Annotated in this window: 18 protein-coding genes; 16 read left to right on the forward strand and 2 right to left on the reverse strand. The window is 63.6% G+C overall.

Annotated features, from left to right (window positions below; translation table 11 throughout):
- Positions 1-10: 10 nt before the first annotated feature.
- From AC097O_RS03185 to AC097O_RS03240, 12 genes are all read left to right on the forward strand, one after another.
- A complete protein-coding gene (locus tag AC097O_RS03185; RefSeq protein ID WP_479591427.1) occupies positions 11-982 on the forward strand; it encodes a dipeptidase in 972 nt (323 codons plus the stop codon).
- 61 nt (positions 983-1,043) lie between these two features.
- The gene (locus tag AC097O_RS03190) at positions 1,044-1,916 is read left to right on the forward strand and encodes a glycine betaine ABC transporter substrate-binding protein (RefSeq protein WP_479591428.1); all 873 of its coding nucleotides are present in this window, start codon (positions 1,044-1,046) and stop codon (positions 1,914-1,916) included.
- 174 nt (positions 1,917-2,090) lie between these two features.
- Positions 2,091-2,624, forward strand: coding sequence for a DUF5943 domain-containing protein (locus AC097O_RS03195; protein ID WP_479591429.1), 534 nt, complete (start codon positions 2,091-2,093; stop codon positions 2,622-2,624).
- A gap of 20 nt (positions 2,625-2,644) precedes the next feature.
- On the forward strand, positions 2,645-4,705 hold the full coding sequence (locus AC097O_RS03200; RefSeq protein WP_479591430.1) for an oxidoreductase: 2,061 nt from the start codon (positions 2,645-2,647) through the stop codon (positions 4,703-4,705).
- A gap of 1 nt (position 4,706) precedes the next feature.
- Positions 4,707-6,590 (forward strand): (Fe-S)-binding protein, encoded by a 1,884-nt coding sequence (locus AC097O_RS03205; RefSeq protein ID WP_479591431.1) that lies wholly within the window; start codon positions 4,707-4,709, stop codon positions 6,588-6,590.
- On the forward strand, positions 6,587-7,675 hold the full coding sequence (locus tag AC097O_RS03210; protein ID WP_479591432.1) for an electron transfer flavoprotein subunit alpha/FixB family protein: 1,089 nt from the start codon (positions 6,587-6,589) through the stop codon (positions 7,673-7,675). Before AC097O_RS03205 ends, AC097O_RS03210 begins: the two co-directional genes overlap by 4 nt.
- Complete coding sequence (locus AC097O_RS03215) at positions 7,672-8,424, forward strand: adenine nucleotide alpha hydrolase family protein (protein WP_479591433.1); 753 nt, start codon at positions 7,672-7,674, stop codon at positions 8,422-8,424. Before AC097O_RS03210 ends, AC097O_RS03215 begins: the two co-directional genes overlap by 4 nt.
- A gap of 11 nt (positions 8,425-8,435) precedes the next feature.
- The gene (locus AC097O_RS03220; protein ID WP_479591434.1) at positions 8,436-9,689 is read left to right on the forward strand and encodes an aromatic ring-hydroxylating oxygenase subunit alpha; all 1,254 of its coding nucleotides are present in this window, start codon (positions 8,436-8,438) and stop codon (positions 9,687-9,689) included.
- 18 nt (positions 9,690-9,707) lie between these two features.
- Entirely contained in the window at positions 9,708-10,814 is a 1,107-nt protein-coding gene (locus AC097O_RS03225; RefSeq protein WP_479591435.1) for an FAD-binding oxidoreductase, read from the forward strand.
- 246 nt (positions 10,815-11,060) lie between these two features.
- On the forward strand, positions 11,061-12,098 hold the full coding sequence (locus tag AC097O_RS03230; protein ID WP_479591436.1) for a quaternary amine ABC transporter ATP-binding protein: 1,038 nt from the start codon (positions 11,061-11,063) through the stop codon (positions 12,096-12,098).
- On the forward strand, positions 12,091-12,963 hold the full coding sequence (locus AC097O_RS03235; RefSeq protein ID WP_315182528.1) for an ABC transporter permease subunit: 873 nt from the start codon (positions 12,091-12,093) through the stop codon (positions 12,961-12,963). Before AC097O_RS03230 ends, AC097O_RS03235 begins: the two co-directional genes overlap by 8 nt.
- A gap of 23 nt (positions 12,964-12,986) precedes the next feature.
- A complete protein-coding gene (locus tag AC097O_RS03240; RefSeq protein ID WP_479591437.1) occupies positions 12,987-14,084 on the forward strand; it encodes a GlxA family transcriptional regulator in 1,098 nt (365 codons plus the stop codon).
- An 81-nt stretch (positions 14,085-14,165) separates the two neighbouring features.
- Here AC097O_RS03240 and AC097O_RS03245 read toward each other — a convergent pair whose 3' ends face one another.
- A complete protein-coding gene (locus tag AC097O_RS03245) occupies positions 14,166-16,373 on the reverse strand; it encodes a protein kinase domain-containing protein (RefSeq protein ID WP_479591438.1) in 2,208 nt (735 codons plus the stop codon).
- A 4-nt stretch (positions 16,374-16,377) separates the two neighbouring features.
- Positions 16,378-17,250, reverse strand: a complete 873-nt coding sequence (locus AC097O_RS03250; RefSeq protein WP_479591439.1) for a Tll0287-like domain-containing protein — start codon at positions 17,248-17,250, stop codon at positions 16,378-16,380.
- A 263-nt stretch (positions 17,251-17,513) separates the two neighbouring features.
- On the opposite strand from AC097O_RS03250, the gene AC097O_RS03255 reads away from it, so the two are divergent.
- From AC097O_RS03255 to purU, 4 genes are all read left to right on the forward strand, one after another.
- Complete coding sequence (locus AC097O_RS03255) at positions 17,514-19,463, forward strand: bifunctional metallophosphatase/5'-nucleotidase (protein ID WP_479591440.1); 1,950 nt, start codon at positions 17,514-17,516, stop codon at positions 19,461-19,463.
- A gap of 68 nt (positions 19,464-19,531) precedes the next feature.
- The gene (treZ, locus tag AC097O_RS03260; protein WP_479591441.1) at positions 19,532-21,271 is read left to right on the forward strand and encodes a malto-oligosyltrehalose trehalohydrolase; all 1,740 of its coding nucleotides are present in this window, start codon (positions 19,532-19,534) and stop codon (positions 21,269-21,271) included.
- A gap of 214 nt (positions 21,272-21,485) precedes the next feature.
- Entirely contained in the window at positions 21,486-22,421 is a 936-nt protein-coding gene (locus AC097O_RS03265) for a choline ABC transporter substrate-binding protein (RefSeq protein WP_479591442.1), read from the forward strand.
- Positions 22,422-22,577: 156 nt separating this feature from the next.
- Positions 22,578-23,438: a formyltetrahydrofolate deformylase gene (purU, locus tag AC097O_RS03270; RefSeq protein WP_479591443.1), complete on the forward strand. Its 861-nt coding sequence runs from the start codon at positions 22,578-22,580 to the stop codon at positions 23,436-23,438.
- The last annotated feature ends 16 nt before the right edge of the window (positions 23,439-23,454 follow it).

The following is a 23,454-nucleotide window of genomic DNA, read 5'->3' on the forward strand; positions in this document are numbered from 1 at the left end:
GAGTAACGCCATGAGCACGCTTCACCAAGACTCCATCGTCATCGACGGCCTCATCATTGCCAAGCTGGACCGCAGCGTCTTTGAAGACATGAAAAAGGGCGGTTTGGCCGCCGCCAACTGCACCGTCTCGGTGTGGGACGACTTCCCCAAGACGGTGGACAACATCGCCCAGCTCAAACAGCTGATCCGCGACAACAGCGACCTGGTGACCCTGGCCCGCAACACGGCGGACATCAAGCAGGCCAAGGCCGATGGCAAGACCGGCATCGTCCTGGGCTTCCAGAACGCCCATGCCTTTGAGGACAACCTCGGCTACATCGAAGCCTTCCACGACATGGGTGTGCGCGTGGTCCAGCTGTGCTACAACACACAAAACCTCGTGGGCACCGGCTGCTATGAGCGCGATGGCGGGCTTTCCGGCTTTGGCCGCGAGGTCATCGCAGAGATGAACCGCGTCGGCATCATGGTCGACCTGTCGCACGTGGGCAGCAAGACATCTGAAGAGGCGATCCTGGCTTCCACCAAGCCCGTGGCCTACACCCACTGCCTGCCGCTGGGCCTGAAAGACCACCCGCGCAACAAGAGCGACGATGAGCTGAAGTTCATCGCTGACCACGGTGGTTTCATCGGCGTGACCATGTTCTCGCCCTTCCTCAAGCGCGGCAATGACTCGACCGTGCACGACTACGTCGAGGCCATCGACTACGTCATCAACATTGTGGGCGAAGACTGCGTAGGCCTGGGCTCTGACTTCACCCAAGGCCACGGCCATGAGTTCTTCGACATGCTGACGCATGACAAAGGCCGCTGGCGCCGCCTGACCACCTTCGGCCAGGTGATCAACCCGGAGGGCATTCGCACCATCGGCGACTTCCCCAACCTCACGGCCACGATGCAGCAAACCGGCTGGTCCGATGCGCGCATCACCAAGGTGCTGGGTGCCAACTGGATGAAATTCTTCGACCAGGTCTGGGGTAGCTAAGGCCCCCTCCCAACTTGCCCGCTCACTCGCCTTCCCCCTCCACAACCAAGAGTTAACTGCCATGACCATTTCGTTCTCCCCCCGCAAGCGCCGTGAGTTCATCACACAGACTTTGGGCCTGTCCGCGTTGGCCATGTCCGGCAGCGCCTTCGCCCAGACCAAGCCCACCATCAAGATCGGCTTTGTCGATGGCTGGTCGGACAGCGTAGCCACCACCAACCTGGCGGCCGTCATCATCCGCAGCAAGCTGGGCTACCCCGTGGAGCTCAAGCCCCTGGCGGCCGGCATCATGTGGCAGGCTGTGGCCCGTGGCGACCTGGACACCACCTTGTCGGCCTGGCTGCCCGTAACGCACGAGGCCTATCTGGCCAACTTCAAGGACAAGGTCGAGATCCTGGGTGCCAACTACCCCGGTGCCAAGATCGGCCTGATCGTGCCCGACTACGTCAAGGCCACCAGCCTGGCCGATCTGAACAGCCACAAGGCCGATTTCGGCGACCGCATCGTCGGCATCGATGCCGGTGCCGGTGTGATGAAGAAAACCGAAGAAGCCATCAAGGCCTACGGTCTGGAGATGCGCCTGCAGCCCAGCTCCGGCCCGGCCATGGCGGCAGAGCTGGACCGCGCCTACCGCGCCAACAAGGCAATTGCTGTGACCGGCTGGATTCCGCACTGGATGTTTGCCAAGTACAAGCTGCGCTTCCTGGCCGACCCGAAGAACATCTACGGTGCCGAAGAGCATGTGGACAGCGTGATCAACCCTGGCCTGCACACCAAGGCCCCCAGCGTGGTGGCCTTCCTCAAGAAGCTGTCGTGGAAGCCCGAGGAAATCGGTGCCGTGATGCTGGCCGTCGAAGGCGGTGCCAAGCCCGAAGCCGCCGCCGAAAAATGGATTGCCGATAACCCAGCCCGCGTCGCCGGTTGGCTTAGCTAGGCACACCCCCAGGCTGCAGTGCTGCGCATCTTTCGCCAACCCCCTTGCAGGGGGCAACACCAGCAGCCTGGCAAAGCCAGTTCTGCGGTGTTTCTGGGCTGATGTGCGTTCCGACTGAAACCTGGGATTTGCGTCATTGGCATCCTTAACAAAAACATAACCCACGACACAAAAATGCAACCCCAACTCCCCATCGAAGTCAACGAAACCACCGGCGTGTGGACCACCGACAAGCTGCCGATGATCTACGTGCCGCGGCACTTTTTCGTCAACAACCACGTGGAGACCGAAGCCGTGGTGGGCCGCGAGGTCTATGCCCCGGCGCTGTACAAGGCCGGTTACCGCTCCGCCTACTTCTGGTGCCAGCAAGAGTCTGCCACCCACGGCCTGACCGGCATGGCGGTGTACGAGCACTACCTGAAGCGCCTGTCGCAGCGCGGCTGGGGTCTGTTCAAGTTTGCTAGCGCCGATGCTGCCACCGGCCATGCGCAGATCCAGCTGGACCACTCGGTGTTTGTGCTGGCCCAAGGTATTGCCGGTGTGCCGGTGGACCGCAGCAAGGTCTGCTACCTGTTCGCAGGCTGGTTCTCGGGTGCGATGGACTGGGTATTGGAAACCAGCGGCTCCAGTGTGCGCACCACCAGCACCGAGACCCAATGTGCGGCAGAGGGCCATGCCCACTGCGTGTTCACCGTCAGCCCCCTTTAATTTCTTTCCAGAGCACCGCCATGCGCTATCCGCATTTGTTTGAGCCCATCCGCCTGAACCAGGTGCTGTTGCGCAACCGCATCGTCAGTACCGCGCACGCCGAGGTGTATGCCGAGGGTGGCAACCCCACCGAGCGCTACATCCGCTACTACGAAGAAAAAGCCAAGGGGGGAGTGGGCCTGGCCATCTGCGGCGGCTCCAGCCCGGTGTCGCGCGACAGCCCCTGGTCGTGGTGGAGCTCCATCAACCTGGCCACCAACAAGGTCATTGAGCCGCTGGCCACGCTGGCCGACACCATGCACAAGCACGGCGCGAAGCTGATGATCCAGGCCACCCACATGGGGCGGCGCAACGCCTGGCACGGCTTTGACTGGCCGCACCTGGTCAGCCCATCCGGCATCCGCGAGCCGGTGCACCGTGGCAACGCCAAAACCATCGAAATTGAAGAAATCCGCCGCATCGCCGCCGACTATGGCCGCGCCGCCAAGCGCGTCAAGGATGCAGGCCTGGACGGCATCGAAATCTCCGCCGCGCACCAGCAACTGATCGACCAGTTCTGGAGCCCCCGCGTCAACCACCGCACCGACGAATACGGCGGCAGCCTGGAAAACCGCCTGCGCTTCGGCATGGAAGTGCTGCATGCCGTACGCGAGCAAGTGGGCGCAGATTTCTGCGTGGGTATGCGCATGTGCGGCGACGAATTCCACGAAGACGGCATCAGCCACGAAATGGCCAAGGAAATCGCCCAGGCCATGAGCGAAAGCGGCCTGATCGATTTCTTGAGCGTGGTCGGCTCCGGTGCCGACACCCACAACACCCTGGTCAACTGCATGCCGCCCATGGCGCTGCCGCCCGAACCGTTTGTGCACCTGGCCGCCGGTATCAAGTCCGTCTCCAAAGTGCCGGTAATGCACGCCCAGAGCATCCGTGATGCATCGCAGGCCGAGCGCATCCTGGCCACCGGCATGGTGGACATGGTGGGCATGACCCGCGCGCAGATTGCCGACCCGCACATGGTCATCAAGATCCGCGACGGTAAGGAAGACCAGATCAAGCAATGCGTCGGTGCCAACTACTGCATCGACCGCCAGTACAACGGCCTGGACGTGCTGTGCATCCAGAATGCCGCCACCAGCCGCGAAGAAACCATGCCCCACGTGATCGAAAAGACCACGGGCGTGCGCCGCAAGGTGGTCGTGGTGGGCGCAGGCCCAGCCGGGCTGGAGGCAGCCCGCGTGGCCCGCGAGCGCGGCCACGATGTGGTGCTGTTCGAGAAGAACACGCTGGTCGGCGGACAGGTGAATCTGGCTGCCAAGCCGCCCAAGCGCGAGCAAATGGCCGGCATCATCCGCTGGTTCGACATGGAGACCGTGCGCCTGGGCGTGGACCGCCGCCTCGGCGTGGCCGCCACCCAGGAGATGATCCTGGCCGAAAAACCCGACATCGTGGTGCTGGCCACTGGCGGCGTGCCGCACACCGGCCAAACCCCCGCCTGGGGTGCCGCCGAAGGCCTGTGCGTCAGCGGCTGGGACATCCTGTCGGGTGCCGTGGCTCCGGGCGAAAACGTGGTGGTCTACGACAGCATCAGCACCCATGCAGGCACCGGCGTGGCCGACTTCATTGCGGCGCGTGGAAAGCTGGTGGAAATCGTCACGCCGGACGTGAAAGTGGCCGACGACGTGGGCGGCACCACCTTCCCCATCTTCTACCGCCAGCTCTACGCCAACAGCGTGATCCAGACCCCCAACCACTGGCTGGAAAAGGTCTACCGCGAAGGCGACAAGCTGATTGCCGTGCTGAAGAACGAGTACACCGAAGCGCTGGAAGAGCGCGCCGTGGACCAGGTGGTGGTGGAGAACGGCATTCTGCCCAATGACGGCCTGTACTGGCAGCTCAAGCCCCTGTCGATGAACAAGGGCCAAACCGACATCGAAGCGCTGTACGACGCACAGCCCCAGCCCGGCTTGAGCCAGGCCACGGGCAACGGCAACTTCCTGCTGTACCGCGTGGGCGACTGCGTGTCGATGCACAACATCCACGCCGCCATCTACGATTCGCTGCGCCTGTGCAAGGACTTTTAAGATGCTCGCGCACCTCGTAAGCACGATTTTCTGGCTGGCTGTGCTGGGCCTGGTCTGGGGCATGGCCCGCCGGGCAGTCATATGGAAAACAGGCCGCTCCAGCCCATTCGATGGGCGTGGGCTGCTACAAATTCCGAAGCGTTACTTTGTCGACCTGCACGACGTGGTGGCGCGCGAGCCCTTTGTGGCCCGCGCCCACGTGGGCGTGGCGGGCGGCGCGATTCTGGCGCTGGCCCTGGTGGCGCTGAACTACGGCCTGGGCCTGTACTGGCCGGTGCTGGACGGCATCTTGCTGCTGGCCGGGTTGATGATGCTGGCCGGTGCCATGGCCATGGCCTCGCGTCGCCGCAATGCGCCTGCGCGCCTGTCCAAAGGGCCGTGGAGCCGCCTACCCTACTCGCTGATGCTGTTTGCGATAGCTGTGGCCTTGGTGGGCGCAGTGGCACTCACCGGCACCGCCCTGGCCCCATGGCTGGCGGGGCTGATCAGCCTGGCATTTGCCGCGGGCGCTGCAGAGCTGGCCTTTGGCATCGGCCTGGGCGGCCCCATGAAGCATGCCGTTGCCGGCTTGCTGCACCTGGGCCTGCATCCCCGGCCCGAGCGCTTTGGTGACAAACGCTTTGCCACCGCGCTGAAGCCCCTCACGCTCACCGCTGACGATATGGGCGTGGGCAAGCCCGCCGACTTCGCCTGGAACAAGCTGCTGTCCTTCGATGCCTGCGTGCAGTGCGGCAAGTGCGAAGCCGCCTGCCCCGCGTTTGCCGCTGGTCAGCCGCTCAACCCCAAGAAACTGATCCAGGACCTGGTGGTCGGCATGAGCGCCAAGTCGGATGCCAACTACGCTGGCAGCCCCTACCCCGGCCAGAAGGTGGGCGAACATGCCGGTGCGCCCCATCTGCCCATCGTCAATGGCCTGATCAATTCCGACACGCTCTGGTCCTGCACCACTTGCCGCGCCTGCGTGCAAGAGTGCCCCATGCTGATCGAGCACGTGGATGCCATCGTGGACATGCGCCGCCATATCACCCTGGTGACCGGCGTGGTACCCAACAAGGGCATGGAAGCCCTGGCACAGCTGCGCGACACCGATACCGTGGGCGGCTTCCCGCTCACCGCCCGCCACCACTGGGCGGCAGACCTGAACCTGCCCGTGCTCAATGAAGGTGACTCCACCGACTGGCTGGTGCTGGTGGGCGAGGGCGGCTTCGACATGCGCTACCAGCGCAGCCTGCGCGCCTTCATTAAGACGCTACAAAAAGCAGAGCTAAAGATCGCCATCCTGGGGGCGGCAGAGACCGATTGCGGTGATTTAGCACGGCGCTTGGGCGACGAGGCGGGTTTCCAACGCCTGTCCAAGCAGCTCATCGCCACGCTCAAGACCCGCAAGTTCGCGCACATCGTCACACCCGACCCGCACATCTTCCATTCGCTGAAGAACGAGTTTCCGGCCATGGGCGGCAACTTCGACGTGTGGCACCACACCCAGTTGCTGGCCGACCTGCTGGCCCAGAAAACGCTCACGCCCACCCGCGCAGGCAGCCTGGAGACCGTGACCTACCACGACCCCTGCTACCTGGGCCGCTATGGCCGCGAAGTGGATGCGCCGCGTGCCGTGCTCAAAGGCATTGGCATCAAGGTGGTGGAGATGGAACGCAGCCGTGAACGTGGCCGCTGCTGCGGCGGCGGTGGCGGCGCGCCGTTCACCGACATCCCCGGCACCACCCGCATCCCCGACATCCGCATTGCCGACGCCAAGAGCACTGGCGCGGGCGTGGTGGCTGTCGCCTGCCCCAACTGCACGGCCATGCTCGAAGGCGTGGTCGGCCCCCGGCCCGAGGTATTGGACATTGCCGAGCTGATGGCCCACGCACTGGAGGTTGCATGAACATCCGCCGTATCGACCCACGCCGCCCCGCCATCATCACCCCGGAAGGCCTGCGCCGAATCATCCTGGGCAGCAGCGAAGGCGAGCGCCTGGCCGCCCACGCCGCCCATGGCCCTGTCGTCAAGCCGGTGCGCAGCCAAGGCCCGTTTACCCGCTGCTCTCTGGTCGTCACCTACGCCGAGCGCGGTGCGTTGACCGATGGCGCGCGCCAGGCGATTGCCGCCGCCGCCATCCTGGCCACAGCGGACACCGAAGTCGTGGTGGCGGTACTGGGTGCCTGCGGTGACGATGCCGCCGCCCTGGGCGCAGACAAACTGCTGGTGCTGGACAGTTTCGACCCCAGCGCCTACCAACCCAGCGCCTGCGTGCAGTGGCTGCAAAGCCTGCGCACCACGCTGGCCCCAGCCCAGTGGCTGTTGGCCGACAGCGGAGCCGACGGCCAGTTGGGCCGCCGGTTTGCCATTGCGGCAGGCCTGGGCCTGGGCTGCGGCATCGTGGAACTGGCCGCCGACGGCATGCGCATCCCCGCCAATGTGCAGCAAGACTGGCTGTGCCCGCACACGCCGGTCATGTTGCTGGCCAAGGGTGTCGCCAGCACCAAGCTGCCGTTTGTCGGCCTGGGCCTGCGCGCCGCCGCACCCGCCTTGCCCGCCGCACCCGATGCCGGTATCGAAGACCTCGGCATGAAGGCTGGTGACCCGCAAACCCTGGCGCTGGAAGAAGCTGATTTCATCCTGGCCGCAGGCAATGGCGTGACCGACCTGCCCCTGTTCCACGCCCTGGCGGTGGAAGTAGGTGCGGCGGTGGGCGCATCGCGCGTGGCGGTGGACGATGGCCGCTTCGCGCGTGCGCAGCAAATTGGTGCCACTGGCAAAACCGTCTCGGCCTCGGGCTACCTGGCCCTGGGCATCTCGGGCGCGGTGCAGCATTTGCAAGGTATCAAGGACTGCCGCCACGTGATTGCGGTGAACCTGGATGCCTCGGCCCCCATCGCCCGCCGTGCCGACCTGACCGTGGTGGAAGACAGCGCCGCCTTGATGCAGGCCCTGCTGGGCCTGGTAAAGAAAGAAAAGGAGGGCGTATGAGCCAGATCACCGTATTGGTCGCTCCGCGCAGCCACCCCACCAGCCAGCGCCTGACCCGCTGCCAGGCCGATGCCACGGCAGCCACTCTGGCCCTGGGCTTGTCGAAGTCTGTGCGCCTGCTGTGTGCAGGCCATATGCCCGACGCGGTGGCCCGTGATTACCTGGCACTGGGCGCACCCGTGGTGGAAGTGCTGCAGTCGGCCACCGATGCCGCTCTGCTGGACACCTTGCTGCCCGCCCTGCGCAATGTGGCCCTGGTACTCACCGGCACCCGCTCCGAAGCCGACCAGGGCTCGGGGGTATTGCCCTACGCCTTGGCAGCAGCCCTGGGGCGGCCCGTGGTCACCGACGTGCTGCATGTCGAAGCCGACGGCTCCGGCTGGATCGTTACCCAGGCCCTGCCCAAGGGTGCACGGCGGCGTTTGAAGGTCCAGGCCCCGGCGGTGCTGGCCATCAGCGCGGCGGCTCCTTTGACGCTGCGCCATTCGCTGGCCGATGCCATGGCGGGCAAGATCGTGCGCACCGCAGCCGCCACCGTGGCCCATGCCATGCCCTGCGGTACCCTGGTCGCCACGCGCAAGCGGCGCAAGCTGCTGGAAGCCAAAACCGTGCAATCCGGCCATGCCCGCATGCTGGGCGCCATCGAGTCGCCCTCTACCGGCGGCATGGTGCTCCAGACCGGCAGCGCCGATACCAAAGCCCAAGCAGTTCTTGACTACCTGCGCACCCATTCTCTTGTGACCTTTTGAGGAGACCCCCCATGACCACCCTTTCCGCGCAAACCCTGCTGACCCGCGAACTGCTGGCCCGCCGCCGCCCTGGCTACAGCCTGGAGGCCCCGTTCTACCTCAGCGAGACCATCCTGCAGACCGACATGGAACACATCTTCGGCAAGCACTGGATCTTTGTCGCGGTGGAGCCGCAGGTGCCCGAGGCCGGTGACTACATCACCGTCGATTTCGGCACCAATTCGATCCTGATCGTGCGCGACGACGACATGAACATCCAGGCCTTCCACAACGTCTGCCGCCACCGCGGCTCTCGCCTGTGCGCCGAGCCCAAAGGCATCGTGGGCAACATCGTCTGCCCCTACCACCAGTGGACCTACGACCTCACCGGCAAACTGATCCATGCCAAGCACATGGGCGACGACTTCGACCCCAGTGGTTTGGGCCTCAAGCCCGTGCACATCCGCAACATGGCCGGGCTGCTGTTTATCTGCCTGGCCGAAAACCCGCCCGAAGACTTCGAGCAGATGGCCGCCGAGATGACGCCCTACATCGCCCCGCACCAGCTCAGCCAGTGCAAGGTGGCGGCGCAGATCGACATCGTGGAAGACTGCAACTGGAAGCTGACGATGGAGAACAACCGCGAGTGCTACCACTGCATGAGCAACCACCCCGAACTGACCATTTCGCTGTACGAGTACGGCTTTGGCTACCAACCCAACGAAGACAACAAGGCCGACCTGCAGCGCTTCCAGGACATCATGGCCGCCAACCACGAGCGCTGGGAAGGCATGGGCCTGCCCTCGGCCGAGATCGACACGCTGGACGACCGCATCACCGGTTTCCGCACCCAGCGCCTGCCCATCGACCGATCCGGCCAGTCGCAAACCATGAACGCCGAAGTCGCCTCCAAGAAGCTGCTGGCCGACTTTGTGGACCCCGCGCTGGGCGGCCTGTCGTTCTGGACCCAGCCCAACTCCTGGCACCACTTCATGAGCGACCACATCGTCAGCTTCACCGTGCTGCCGATTTCAGCCACCAAAACCCTGGTGCGCACCACCTGGTGCGTGCACAAGGATGCGGTGGAAGGCGTGGACTACACCAAGGAAAACCTCACCGCCGTGTGGAACGCCACCAACGACCAGGACCGCCGCCTGGTGGAAGAGTCGCAGATCGGCATCTCCACCGGGGCCTACCAGCCCGGCCCCTACTCGCCCTTCACCGAAGGCTTGGTGGAGAAGTTCTGCAACTGGTACGTGAACCGCCTGAGCGTCCTGACGCGTTGAACTGAGCAAAGCCCGCACATGCCCACCCCTTTCTACGCCCCCGACTTCGCGGCCCCGGTATCGTCGCCCTGGAACTCCGACCAGGACGAAAGCCTGCGCTGCGTGCACATCCGCCAGGAAACCCATGACGTGAAGACTTTTGTGCTGGCCGCCAACGGCCCGCGCAACTTCCGCTACCTGCCCGGCCAGTTCCTGACCCTGGAGCTGGAGATTGGCGGCGAAAAAATCAACCGCTGCTACACCTTGTCGAGCACCCCCACCCGGCCCGACCTGGTGAGCATCACCGTCAAGCGCGTACCCGGCGGCACGGTGTCCAACTGGCTGCACGATAACGTGCGCGTCGGCATGGAACTGGGCGCGATGGGGCCGTCTGGCGAGTTCAGCTGCTTCAAGTCGCCCGCCAAAAGCTACTTGTTCCTGTCGGGCGGCAGCGGAGTCACCCCGCTGATGTCCATGTCCCGCGCCCTGCACGACCTGGGCAGCGATGCCGACATCGTATTTGTGCACTGCGCCCGCACCCCCGCCGACGTGCTGTTTGCCGAAGAGTTGACCCTGATGGCGCGCAACATGGCGCACTTCCGGATTGCTTTGGTCTGCGAACAGCACACACCCGGCAGCAACTACGCAGGCCACCTGGGTCGGCTGGACGCCGCCCGCCTGGCCCACATCGCCCCCGACTTCATGCAACGCGATGTCTACACCTGCGGCCCGGCGCCGTTCATGGGGGCGGTGCGCGGCCTGCTGGTCGGTGCCGGGTTTGACATGCCGCGCTACCGCGAAGAGAGCTTTTCTTTTGAAACCCTGGTGGCCGATGCCGCACATGCGCCAGTTAATCCTGAGGCCCCAAAAGAAAATACCGAAATCACATACAAAATTGATCTGCAGAAAATGGGCAAGTCATTTACCTGCCCTTCCGATCAAACTGTATTGCAAGCCTCGGTTGCCGCTGGATTCCGTTTACCCTCGTCGTGCAGCGGTGGTGCATGCGGCACCTGCAAAACTAAAAAAATATCCGGTACGGTAGAAATGAAACACGCCGGTGGTATTCGCCAACGGGAAATAGACCAAGGCTGGTTTCTGCCCTGTTGCAGCAAGCCTACGAGTGACATCGTCATGGATCGCTAGCCTAAAGTAGCGCATCCACGCACAAGACGGTGCAAAAAAGCCCGCCTGACATCCTGTTTTGGCGGGCTTTTTGTATCTTGAAGTTAATCAAACCCACTATTGGTGCAATTCCCCCCACCATCTTAAAGTTCTCATGGATTTACCCTATGTTCTAAATCAAACTTTCGTCAGAAAATGGTGGCACGTTGCTTGCTAATAATAAATATTCCAACGTGCCTTGTCGTACCCAATTCTCGGAGACCCGCGATGCCCCAGCCCAAGATCAGTGTTAGAAATTTATACAAGATATTTGGAAGCAATATCGCCCCCGCCCAAAAAATGCTGGCCGAAGGGCGCAGCAAGGACGAGGTTTTTGCCACCACCGGCCATGTGGTCGGGGTCAACAAAGTCAGCTTTGATGTCGCCGCGGGCGAGATCTATGTGCTCATGGGCCTGTCGGGTTCGGGCAAGTCCACGCTGATCCGGCTGATCAACCGCCTGGTAGAGCCATCTTCGGGCTCCATCAACATCGACGGCGAAGACATCGCCAAGCTGCCCCAGCCCGAACTGGTGAAGTGGCGGCGCAAGCGGGTGGCCATGGTGTTCCAGTCGTTCGCCCTCATGCCGCACCGCAACGTACTGGATAACGCCGCCTTCGGCCTGGAAATGGCCGGAACAGACCGCAAAACCCGCGAAACCCGCGCCATGGAGGTGCTCAGCCAGGTCGGCCTGCAAACCTATGCCGCCAAGTTCCCCTCGCAGCTCTCGGGCGGCATGCAGCAGCGCGTAGGCTTGGCCCGTGCCCTGGCGGTCGATCCCGACATTCTGCTGATGGACGAAGCCTTCTCCGCGCTCGACCCGCTCAAGCGCGTGGAAATGCAGGGCCTGATGCTGGAGCTGCAAAAGAAGCAGCAGCGCACCGTGCTGTTTGTGTCGCACGACCTGGAAGAAGCCCTGCGCATCGGCACCCGCATTGCCATCATGGAAGGCGGCAATCTGGTGCAAGAGGGCACCGCCCACGAAATCATCACCAAGCCCGCCAACGACTACGTGCGCCGCTTCTTTGAAGGCGTGGACACCTCGCGCTACCTCACCGCCGCCGACCTGCTCGACCCGGCGCTGAACGGCCACTCCTACAACGGTGGGCCGCGCCTGCCCTGGTCCACCCCCCTGCCCGAGGCCATGAAACTGGTGCTCGGCGGCGACCAACCCGTCGGCGTGTTCAACGATGCCGAACAATGCCTGGGCTGCATTTCTGCCCGCAGCCTGCTCGTCAAAATGTCCCAAGAGGCCCGCCATGTCTGATCTGCTCACCCAAGTCACCGAAGCCACCCGCAACCTGCTGCCCCTGGGCAAATGGGTCAACGCCGGGGTCAAAAGCCTGCTGGACAACAGCGCCACCGTGTTCGACTCCATCGGCGTGGTGGTCGAAGGTTTTGCCCAGTCCATCGAGCAAGGCATGCTGGCCATTCCCTTCTGGCTGGTGATTCTGGTGGCCACCGTGGTGGGCTGGCGCCGCCTGGGCTGGAAGTTTGGCGTGTTTGTTGCTTTAGCCCTGATGCTGATTGTGGTGACCGGCTTCTGGCCGCAAACCATGGTGACCCTGGCGCTGACGCTGTCGGCCACCATCATCAGCCTGATTTTTGGAATTCCACTGGGCATCTGGTGTGCCCGCAACAACCACATCAACGCCAGCGTGCGCCCCATCCTCGACTTCATGCAAACCATGCCAGCCTTTGTGTACCTGATCCCTGCGGCCATGCTGTTCGGCCTGGGCCGCGTGCCTGGCACGATTGCCACGGTGATCTTCGCCATGCCGCCGGTGGTGCGCCTGACCAGCCTGGGCATCCGCCAGGTCAGCTCCGAGCAGGTGGAAGCCGGTAACGCCTTTGGCTGCACCGCCACGCAGTTGCTGTTCAAGGTGCAGTTGCCGATTGCCCTTCCCACCATCATGGCCGGAGTCAACCAGACCATCATGATGGCGCTGTCCATGGTCATCATTGCGTCCATGGTGGGCGCGGGCGGCCTGGGCAACGACGTGCTGGCCAGTATCCAGCGCCTGGACATCGGCCTCGGGTTTGAGAGTGGGCTGGCCGTGGTTTTGCTGGCTATCATTCTGGACCGGCTCACCGAAAGCTTCGGTGTGGCCCGCAAGAACAGAGAAAGTTAAGGAACCGTACCGTGCCCCGAACCGTGCCTCGCACCTCCCCCGAATCCACCCAGGCTGCCGCCGTGGGCGCGAATGACTCCCTGGCCGCGGCCGGTACGATCCACGTCGGCTTCATTCTGCTGCCCGAGTATTCGATGATCGCCTTTGCCAACGCGGTGGAAACCCTGCGCATGGCCAATTACATCAGCCGCCAGACCCTGTACCGCTGGACCGTGGTCAGCCCTGGCGAGCAAGCCGCCGTAGCCAGCAACGGCCTGGCCATCAGCGCGGTGGGCGATACCGCTGGCACTGTCGGAGTGGCCGGACTGGCCGACTGCAACATGGTATTTGTCTGTGGCGGGGTCAATGTGCGCCAGGCCACCGACGACACCGTGCGCCAGTTGCTGCGCCAATGTGCAGCGTCGGGTGCCACCATGGGCTCGCTGTGCACCGGGGCGTTTGCGCTGGCCCATGCCGGGCTGCTGGACGGCTACCGCTGCGCCATCCATTGGGAGAACCTGGCCGCCATCAGCGAAGAATTCCCCAAGGTACAGTTTTCCACCGAAGTCTTCATCGTCGACCGCGACCGCATCACCTGCTCGGGCGGCACCAGCCCGCTGCACCTGATGCTGCACCTGATGCGCGAGCGCTTTGGGGCCAAGCTGGTGATGGATGTGTCCGAGCAGTTCATCGTCGAGCGCCTGCGCGCCAGCAAGGACCGCCAGCGCATCCCGCAGCCCGAGTGCATTGGCCCCGGCTACCAGCACCTCACCGAGGCCGCCGAAATCATGGCCGCCAACATCGAAGAACCGCTGCCGCTGGCCGAGCTGGCCAGTGCCATCAACCTGTCGCTGCGGCAACTGGAGCGCCTGTTCCACCGCTACTTCAGCATGAACCCGGCGCAGTACTACATGAACCTGCGCCTGCGCCGCGCCCAGGAGCTGCTGACGCACAGCAGCATGCCCATCATGCAGGTCACTGTGGCCTGCGGCTTCCAGTCGTCGTCGCACTTCTGCAAGGCCTACCGCAGCCTGTTTGGCCAGTCGCCCAGCGAAGAGCGCCGCAGCCACGCAGCCGCCACCACCAAGCCGCGCGCCGCCAACTGGCAAGAGCGGCCCGGCCCGGTGATGCGGGCGGCCTGATCCACTCCGTCATATGCTATGCATATGATAGCTTCTCGTGCTTAATCCATAAGCACGGGCGGCACTTTTCTTATAAATTAATCAATAGCTTCGTTTGGGCAGTGCGCGCTTGAGCGACTGGATGAACTGCTCGCGCTGATCCGGTCGGTCGATGGTCTGGGCGATGGTGGCGATGAAGTCCTTGAAGCTGGTGCAGTGCCCGGCTTTTTTGCGGATCAGCACCCGGGCGATGGGGCCGATGAACTTGCCCAAGCACAGCTCGATGGTGGCCAGCTCATCTGAGGTAATGGCAAACGGGTGCATAGACGACTGCGACTGCAGCTGCGATGCTGACTGGCTGGCCCCGGGGTTGCCCAGGCTGCTGGGACGGCTCACGACCGGCAGGCTAGGCGCTTGACTTAGCGGCATGGGCCGCGAACCGAGCCCATCCGGGGACAGGCTTGCGGCACCGGTGGTGGCCTGGAAGCCGCTGGGTGTGGTCTTGCTGCCCGGCTGTGGCTGGCCCGCAGCAGAGGTTCCTGCCAAAAACGAAGCCCGCGTGCGCGACTCCTGGATCGCCGGGGCCAGGGTTTCGCGCAGGTGGTTGATGTCCTGCGCCAGCGGCAGCACCTTGCGCACCAGCACCCGCGCCAGCGGGCCGATGTGGCGCGACAACTCGGTTTCGATCTCCAGCACCTTCTCGGGTGCCAGCACGTTGGCGGTCTGCAGGCGCACTGTCGTGGTGTAGGCGGTGCTACCGGGTGGCGTAATTTTGAGCGTGGTCTCGGTGCCTGGCGCCTGGCCCTCCACCGCATACACCTCGTGCAGGCGGCCATGCTTGTCGGCGTGCTGGCCCAGGTAGCGGCACAGCGCGGCCGTGCTGTCGGTAATGCGCGAGATCACATCGAAGTACGAGCGCGACACCAGCAACTGGTTGGCCTGGGCAAAGTCCATCACCCGCTTGGCCACGTTGATGCCGTCGCCCACCACGTTGACCCGTTCGTTGATATCCGAAATGATGCGCACTGGCCCCATGTGCAGGCCCATGCGCACCGCCATGTGGCTGCCATAGCGTTGCCCCAGCAGGTCGCGCAGCAGCATGGCCGACTGCAAGGCCTCTTCCGGGTCGCCCAAAAAGCAGATGGCCGCGCCGTCGCCGGTGTCGATGGCGATGCGGGTTTCTTCGGCAATGCCGTGCAAGGCCTTGACGATCAGCCCGTTGAACACCTTCTTCAGCGCCACCTGGCCATCCACCGAGCGGATCGAATAGCCCACCAGGTCCAGAAACAAAATGGTGCACAGCAGATTGCGCCGCTGGTCGGCCGGTATGCGGGCCGCGGCCGTATGGTTGGTCAGGCCGTTGTCCGGGGCCAGCGGGAAAGCCAGCATATCGTTGGCCTGCGGCTTGGCGGCCTCCACCAGCGCGGCACGGAACAAGGCCACCGTCTGCGGGCGGCGGTTTTCATCGGGCAGCAGCGCCCAATCAATGGCCTGCAGCAATTTGCTGCCAAACACCCCGGCATCGCCCAGGCTGGAGGCGGGCGGCATGGTGTCTTGCGTGACGCGGGCGGCGGATTCGGTGGGTTTCTCGCCGGTGGTCATCCAGTACATCACCGCGCCCAGCGAATAGATATCGGTCCAGGCCCCCTGCTTGCCCTGGGAGTGGTATTGCTCGAACGGCGCAAACCCCGGGCTGATGATGTTAGTCATGGCGCTGTCGCTGCTGACGCGGCGGGCCGCGCCAAAGTCCAGCAGCACCGGGGTACCGTCGGCGCGCACATAGATGTTGTCGGGCTTGATGTCGCGGTGCAAAAAGCCGGTCTGGTGCACCGCGTCCAGGCCGTCGAGCAGCGGGTGGACGATAGACAGCAGCGCGTCGCGGGTCAGCGGCGCCTGGTTCGGCACCCAGCGCTTCAGGCGCTGGCCCACCTCGTATTCCATCACGATGTAGGCGCTGTCGTTCTGCTTGAAATAGCGCAGCACCCGCACGATGTTGGGGTGGCGAAACGAGGCCAGGGCTCGGGCCTCATCCAGAAAGCGCTGCAGTCCCCAGTCGTACTTGGCCTGCGCGCTGTGGTGGCCTTCGCGCACCGCTACCGCGTGGTTCTCGCCCCGGGCCACCAGGCCGCTGGGGAAGTATTCCTTGATGGCCACCGTGAGGTCCAGGTTGTCGTCCCGGGCCAGGTAGGTGATGCCAAAGCCACCGCTGCCCAGCACGCTCTGGATCTGGTATTCGAGCATGCGGTAGCCCACCGGCAGGCTGGCCGCATCGGCCGGGGTGTTCTGGGGCACTGCGCCGGGCTCCGCCATGGGCTTAGTCGTCAATCATCTGCATGGCCTTTTCCAGACTGCGGCGCATGCGGTTGAAGGAACTGCCCAGCACGGCGACTTCGTCACCGCCTTTTTCGCTGAACTCGGGCTGGTTGAAGTCGCCGGTAGAAATGCCGTCTGCCGCCAGCGACATGCGGCGGATGGGCCGCACGATCAGCCAGCTCAGCATCACATTGAGCACGATGAACACCACCCCAAACACCCCGGCCAGCGAAGCCATAAAGGCGGTAAAGGCCCGGTTGGCGTTGGCCAGCGGCACCTCCATCGGCACCGACACCACCTGCGCGCCCACGATTTCATTGTGCTTCCAGCCAAAGCCGTTGGCCGCGCCGTAAATCTTCAGCATGGTGGGCGGCGCGGCGGCGGCCACGCTGTGGCACTGCAGGCAGGCTCCGTTGGTGATCTGGATGGGCTTGGCAATGTACAGGCTGCGCCCGGTGAGCGAAGGCCGCTCGCCCACGATCTCGCGCACGGCCTCGTGCTGGCGGAACTGGTTGACCACATCCGCCTCCCAGTCGGCCGTGCGGTCACGCGGGTTGGTGGGGTTGAGCACCGCCTCTTTGTAGCTGTACTCGGGGTAGTTCTTTTGCAGCTGGTTCAGCGTCTCGGTGGCCGCGTAGGCAGGCACGGTTTGCGGCAAAAACACCTCTTCGAGCTGCTTGAGCAGATGCGGCTGCACCTGGGTGATGGTGTAGTTGCGCACCGCACCGGCGGTTTCCATCATCAGCCGGGCATTGCGCACGACTTCGTCCCGCGCGTTGTCCTGCAACAGCTGGCGCGACACCGCCCCGGCGGCCAAAAACCCCGCTAGAAAAACCAGCACCAACACCAGATTGAATTTAAGTCGCAAGCCCATGAGATGTATCTTTTTGTTTACAACTCATTCTATCGGCAGGGCGCGGCGGCGGGGGTTGCTGGAGGTAAGGTCCAACAATCGGGGCATCGGCACGCTCGTCAGCCACGGCCTGGCTCGCATCAACTTGTAAACAATAAATCATTAAATTTCAATGTATACAAATATTAATTTAAATTGATACAGTGCTTGATGCATGAAAGCCTTATGCGCTTCCATCCAACGCCCTCCCGTACCCAGCGCGGATAGCTGGAAACCGCGACAGCATGTCACGCCGTTTTCATGGCCACTCCATAGCATGGGCGCTTTTGAATCCTGAAAGACGCACCTTGAAACGCACCCCTTACGCCTTCGCCCTGGGCCTTGTAGCCTCTGTCGTGTTGACCGCATGCGGTGGCGGCGGCAACCCGTCGCAGCCGATGGAGCTCACCATCCTGCACATCAACGACCACCACTCCAACCTGGACAGCAAGAACAAGGTGCTGCAGCTCAAAACCACCACCGGTGGCACGGCGGGCGCGGTCACCGCCAACGCAGGTGGCTTCCCGCGCGTCACAGCGGCAATAGACGAACTGGCGGCCAAGTCGTCCAACGTACTCAAGCTGCATGCGGGCGATGCGCAAACCGGCACCTTGTATTTCAACCGTGCAGGTGCCAATGGCGAGGCCGATGCCGCCATGATGAACACCGTGTGCTTCGATGCGTTTACGCTGGGCAACCACGAGTTCGACAAGGGGGACAGCGGCGTCAAGAGCTTTATCGACCTGCTGCACAAGGGCAGCTGCAAGACTCCAGTGCTCAGCGCCAACGTCACTTTTGGTGCCAGCTCGGTGATGTTTCCGACCAAGGTGCCGGGCTACGTCAACAAGTCGGTGGTGCTGCAGCGCGGCGGCCAGGCCATTGGCCTGGTGGGCCTGACGATTGCCGCCAAGACCAAGGCATCGTCCAGTCCCGACCCGGACACCACGTTCGAAGACGAGACCGTGGCCGCACAGCGCGAGATCGACGCGCTGCGCGCCAGAGGTGTCGACAAGATCATCGTGATGAGCCACATCGGCTACCAATACGACCAGGCGGTCATCGCCAAACTCAGTGGCGTGGATGTGGTGGTGGGCGGCGATTCGCACACCCTGCTCGGTCCTAACAGCCTGACCACGTATGGCGTGGGTTCACCGGCGGGCAGTTACCCCACGCAGCTCAGCAACAAGGACGGCAAAAAGGTCTGCCTGGTGCAAGCCTGGGAGTACAGCCAGGTGGTGGGCGAGCTCAAGGTGGCCTTCGACGCGAATGGCGATGTGACCAGCTGCACCGGCACACCGCACGTGTTGATCGGCGACAGCTTCACGGTGGCCGGTGTGGCCGCCACCGAGGCGCAAAAATCCAGCATCCTGGCCGACGTGGCCGCCAGCGGCTTTCTGCGCGTGACCACCCCCAGCACCGCGGCCACCGCCACGCTCAAGCCGTTCAAGGACAAGGTGGATGTGTTCAGCAAGAGCCTGGTCGCCAGCGTGCCGCAAGAGCTGTGCTCGCGCCGGGTGCCGGGCGGGGTCGGCACCACCGACTACAGCCGCTCCAGCGCAGCCTGCAATGCCTTGGGCGAAGTGGGCCTGCGCGGTGGCGACATCCAGCAGCTGGTAGCCCAGTCGTACCTGGAAGTGGCCAACGCCCAGTACGGCGGGGCCGATATTTCGCTGCAAAGCGGCGGCGGCGTGCGGGTGCCACTGAACGGCAACGTCACCGCTGCCAACGTCATCGAAGTGCTGCCTTTCGGCAACATGCTGTTCCGCCTGGAGATCACCGGCCAAGAAGTCAAGAGCATGCTGGAGGACGGCATGCACGCGGTGTACGGCACCGGCGGCTCCACCGGCCCCTACCCCTACACCGGCGGCCTGCGTTTTGACGTGAACGCCACCCAGGCCCGGGGCAGCCGCGTCACCAATATCGAGGTGCGCAACCCCAGCACCGGTAACTGGGGCGCACTCGACCTGGCCAAAACCTACAAGCTGTTTGTCCTGAGCTTCAACGCTACCGGCGGCGATGGCTACACCACCCTGGCCGCCGTGCCCGCCGCGCGCCGCCTCGACATCGGCGTGCTCGATGCCGACGTGTTCCAGGCCTACATCGACAAGCAGACCAAAGACGCTACAACCGGCCTGCCTGTGCTGCGCAAACTCGATGCCGCGCTGTACAGCACCAAGTCGTATGTGAAGCCCTGAGTTGTGCCCTGATGCCTGCGGATATGGGTGCCTGCTACCATCGTTTCCCCCAGCTGGAGACACACACCATGGCAGCCATAGGCCACCACATTACCGCCGACGGGCGCTCGGCATTCCGCGTCTTTGCGCCGCAAAAAAACAGCCTCAGCGTGCTGCTGGTCGAGCCGCCGGGCCGCATCGCCCTGACCGCCGATGCGGTGGGTTACTGGCATGGCAGCACCGACCGGCTGCCGCCCGGCACGCTGTACTGGCTGGAGGTGGATGGCCAGCGTTTCCCTGACCCGGCATCGCACTACCAGCCGCAGGGCGTGCACGGCCCGTCCATGGTGGTGGATGCCACGCCCGCCCACAGCCCCGGCTGGACGGGGGTGAAGATGGAAGATGCCATCCTTTACGAGCTGCACCTGGGCACCTTCACGCCCGAGGGCACGCTGGCTGCGGCGCAGCACAAGCTGCCTTACCTGCGCGACCTCGGCATCACCGCCATCGAGCTGCTGCCGCTGGCGGCGTTTCCGGGCGAGCGCAACTGGGGCTACGACGGCGTGTGCCTGTTTGCGCTGCACGCGGCGTACGGCAGCTATGCCGACCTCAAAGCCTTCATCGAAGCCGCGCACCAGCACGGCATGGCCGTCATCCTGGACGTGGTCTACAACCATTTCGGGCCCGAGGGCAACTACACCGGGGCGTTTGCGCCCTACACCAAGAGCGCGGCCACGCCCTGGGGGGCTGCCATCAACTTTGACGGCGAGTACAACCACGGCGTGCGCGAGTTCTTCCTGGAAAACACCCGCTACTGGCTGGAAGACATCGGCTTCGACGGCTTCCGCATGGACGCGGTGTCGCTGATTTTTGACGTGATGCCGGTGCACATCCTGCGCGAATGCACCGACCTGGCCCGCCGCATCGGCCAGGCCCAGGGCCGCGAGGTGCTGATGATTGCCGAGCACCTGCGCAACAACCGATTTGTGACCTCCGAGCAAGGCTTTGGTTACCACGCCCAATGGAACGATGACCTGAACCATGCCGTGTTTGCCAAGCTCACCGGCGAAACCAGCCGCCACTACGCCAACTTCGGCAGCTTTGCCGACGTGGCAAAAGCCCTGCGCGACGGCTTTGTGCTGGACGGCACGCGCTTTGACAATATCTACAAATACTTTCTGGGCACCGACGCGGCCAGCACCCAGGGGTGTGAGCACGTAGTGCACATCCAGGACCACGACCAGGTGGGCAACCGCCTGCTGGGCGACCGCATGCTGGCCACCCATGGCCGGGCCAAGGCGCTGCTGGGCATCACCGCGGTGCTGGCCAGCCCGTTTGTGCCCATGCTGTTCATGGGCGAAGAATACGGCGAGACCGCGCCGTTTTTGTTCTTTGAAGACTTCCAAGACCAGGCGCTGATCGACGGCGTGCGCGCGGGCCGTAAAGCGGACTTTGCCTTTGACGGTGCCGATGGCGTGGAACCACCCGACCCGCATGCGCGCAGCACGTTTGAGGCCTCCAAGCTGCAATGGCATTTGCTGGATGCGCCGGACAACCAGGCCATTTTGGCCCTGTACCGCCAACTCATCACCTTGAAACGCAGCGGCCAGCTCGGCCCCCGCCAGCGCGACCAGGTGCAGGTGGCCGCCGACCCGGCGACGGAAATCATCACCCTGGCCACCCCGCACACGCTCACCGTGCTCAACTTCTCCGCCAGCCCCCAAAAATACACGCCACCTGCCGGTTGGCAGCCCTTGCTGGCCACGGTAGAGGCGCGTGCCGACGGCCTGCTGCCGCCGTTTGCGGCCTGGGTGCTGCAGCGTGGCTAAAACCTGCCTCTAGCATCCACGCCATTGTTTGCTAATTAAAAAATAGCTGCTCGTGCTCATTGAATAAGCACGGGTAGCCTATTTAGTGCCCGGATTTTTGCCTGTTTTTCAGCACTGCCGCCCTGGAACAACTCCGCGTCGTTCTCAGCCAAGTTCTGGCGTGTCAACCTGTAAAAGTCCGGGGTGTCTTAGCCTCACCTCCAAGGAACTGGTCATGAAACTCAAACTTGCCGTTATCGCTGCCGCCACCCTCTGCGCGCAAATGGTATTTGCCGCCGACCCTGCCAGCTGCAAAGCCGTGCGCTTTGCCGACGTGGGCTGGAGCGACATTGCCGCCACCACCGGCCTGGCTTCGGTGGTACTGGAAGGCCTGGGCTACAAGCCCACGGTGACCATTGCCTCGGTGCCGATCACGTTTGCGGGCATCAAGTCCAAGCAGATCGATGCCTTCCTGGGCTATTGGAACCCCACCATGACCCCCATCATCGAGCCCTTCATCAAGGCCGGGCAAATCAAGGTGCTGGACACCCCCAACCTGGTGGGTGCCAAGTACACCCTGGCCGTGCCCGCCTACCTGTATGACAAGGGCCTGAAGACCTTTGCCGACATCGCCAAGTTCAAAACCGAACTCGACGGCAAGATCCACGGCATCGAACCCGGCAACGACGGCAACCTGGTCATCCAGGGCATGCTCGACAAGAACGAATTCGGCCTCAAGGGCTTCAAGATGGTCGAGTCCAGCGAAGCAGGCATGTTGGCCGAAGTACAGCGCGCAGGCCGCGCCAGCAAGCCCATCGTGTTCCTGGGCTGGGAGCCGCACCCCATGAACGTGCAGATGAAGATGAAGTACCTGGAAGGCGGCGACACCAGCGGCTTTGGCCCCAACTACGGCGAGTCCAAGGTCTTTACCGCCATCCCGCCCAGCTATGAAACCCGCTGCCCCAACGTGGCCACGCTGCTGAAAAACCTGCAGTTCACCACTACGATTGAGAACATGGTGATGGTGGACATCATCAACAAGGCCAAGCCCAACGATGCCGCCCGCACCTACCTGAAGAAGAACCCCGGCGTGCTGGACGGCTGGCTCAAGGGTGTGACCACCTTGGACGGCAAAGACGGCCTGGCGGCTGTCACGGCCTCGTTGAAGTAACTCCTCGCCAACTTTCCACTACCTCCGTCAGGGCACAACGGCTCTTACGCCAGGAACCCACGGGACCGGCTTCGCCGGACCGTCGGGTTCGCCCCCTGCAAGGGGGTTGGCGAAGACACGAAGTGCGCAGCCTGGGGGTGTGCAACATTTATTGCCATGACCACGACCCCCTCCACCCATTACTGCCTGAACCTGGCCTGCGGCAGCGACCAGGGCCAGGTGGCCGCCGTCTCGCATCTGCTGAACCAGCACGGGGCCTACATCGAACAGTTTTCGGTGTTTGACGACCACAGCACCGAGCGCTTTTACGTGCGCAGCGTGTTCAGCCTGACCAGTTCGGTACAGGCCTTGCACAGCGCGTTTTCCGAACTGGCGGTGGGATTTCCGCAGGCACAGTGGCAGGTGCATGACCTGGCCGTGCCCACCCGCGTGCTGATCATGGTGTCCAAGTTCGACCACTGCCTGCGCGAGCTCATCGCCCAGTGGCGGCGCGGCGAACTCAAGATGGACATCGTGGCCATCGTCTCCAACCATGCCGACCTGGCCCCGCTGGCTGCCGCCGAAGGCATCCCCTTCCACCACCTGCCCATCACCGCCGACACCAAGCCCGCCCAGGAAACCAAGCTCAAGCAGCTGATTCTGGACACCGATGCCGAGTACGTGGTGCTGGCCCGCTACATGCAGGTGCTGAGCGAAGCCCTATGCCACGAGCTGCATGGCCGCGTCATCAACATCCACCACTCCTTTTTGCCCGGTTTCAAGGGCGGCAAGCCGTACCAGCAGGCCTTTGACCGGGGCGTGAAGCTCATCGGTGCCACGGCCCACTTTGCCACCACCGACCTGGACGAAGGCCCCATCATCGAGCAGTCGGTAGAGCGCGTGGACCACGCCGACACGCCCCAGCATTTGTCGCAAGCCGGTCGCCTGGTTGAAAGCCTGGTGCTGTCGCGCGCGCTGCGTTTTGTGCTGGAGCGCCGGGTGTTCATCAACGGCATGAAGACGGTTGTTTTGCGCTGATATTTTTCCGAGATTT

The sequence above is a fragment of the Rhodoferax sp. LS1P39 genome (assembly GCF_056521425.1).

Excerpts from the sequence above, each read along its gene's own strand:
- AC097O_RS03265 (WP_479591442.1), top strand. The coding sequence starts at position 21,486 with ATGAAACTCAAACTTGCCGTTATCGCTGCCGCCACCCTCTGCGCGCAA.
- AC097O_RS03255 (WP_479591440.1), top strand. The coding sequence starts at position 17,514 with ATGTCACGCCGTTTTCATGGCCACTCCATAGCATGGGCGCTTTTGAAT.
- AC097O_RS03205 (WP_479591431.1), top strand. The coding sequence starts at position 4,707 with ATGCTCGCGCACCTCGTAAGCACGATTTTCTGGCTGGCTGTGCTGGGC.
- AC097O_RS03245 (WP_479591438.1), bottom strand. The coding sequence starts at position 16,373 with ATGGCGGAGCCCGGCGCAGTGCCCCAGAACACCCCGGCCGATGCGGCC.
- AC097O_RS03185 (WP_479591427.1), top strand. The coding sequence starts at position 11 with ATGAGCACGCTTCACCAAGACTCCATCGTCATCGACGGCCTCATCATT.
- AC097O_RS03210 (WP_479591432.1), top strand. The coding sequence starts at position 6,587 with ATGAACATCCGCCGTATCGACCCACGCCGCCCCGCCATCATCACCCCG.
- AC097O_RS03235 (WP_315182528.1), top strand. The coding sequence starts at position 12,091 with ATGTCTGATCTGCTCACCCAAGTCACCGAAGCCACCCGCAACCTGCTG.
- AC097O_RS03230 (WP_479591436.1), top strand. The coding sequence starts at position 11,061 with ATGCCCCAGCCCAAGATCAGTGTTAGAAATTTATACAAGATATTTGGA.
- AC097O_RS03215 (WP_479591433.1), top strand. The coding sequence starts at position 7,672 with ATGAGCCAGATCACCGTATTGGTCGCTCCGCGCAGCCACCCCACCAGC.
- treZ (WP_479591441.1), top strand. The coding sequence starts at position 19,532 with ATGGCAGCCATAGGCCACCACATTACCGCCGACGGGCGCTCGGCATTC.
- AC097O_RS03225 (WP_479591435.1), top strand. The coding sequence starts at position 9,708 with ATGCCCACCCCTTTCTACGCCCCCGACTTCGCGGCCCCGGTATCGTCG.
- AC097O_RS03250 (WP_479591439.1), bottom strand. The coding sequence starts at position 17,250 with ATGGGCTTGCGACTTAAATTCAATCTGGTGTTGGTGCTGGTTTTTCTA.
- purU (WP_479591443.1), top strand. The coding sequence starts at position 22,578 with ATGACCACGACCCCCTCCACCCATTACTGCCTGAACCTGGCCTGCGGC.
- AC097O_RS03220 (WP_479591434.1), top strand. The coding sequence starts at position 8,436 with ATGACCACCCTTTCCGCGCAAACCCTGCTGACCCGCGAACTGCTGGCC.
- AC097O_RS03190 (WP_479591428.1), top strand. The coding sequence starts at position 1,044 with ATGACCATTTCGTTCTCCCCCCGCAAGCGCCGTGAGTTCATCACACAG.
- AC097O_RS03200 (WP_479591430.1), top strand. The coding sequence starts at position 2,645 with ATGCGCTATCCGCATTTGTTTGAGCCCATCCGCCTGAACCAGGTGCTG.
- AC097O_RS03195 (WP_479591429.1), top strand. The coding sequence starts at position 2,091 with ATGCAACCCCAACTCCCCATCGAAGTCAACGAAACCACCGGCGTGTGG.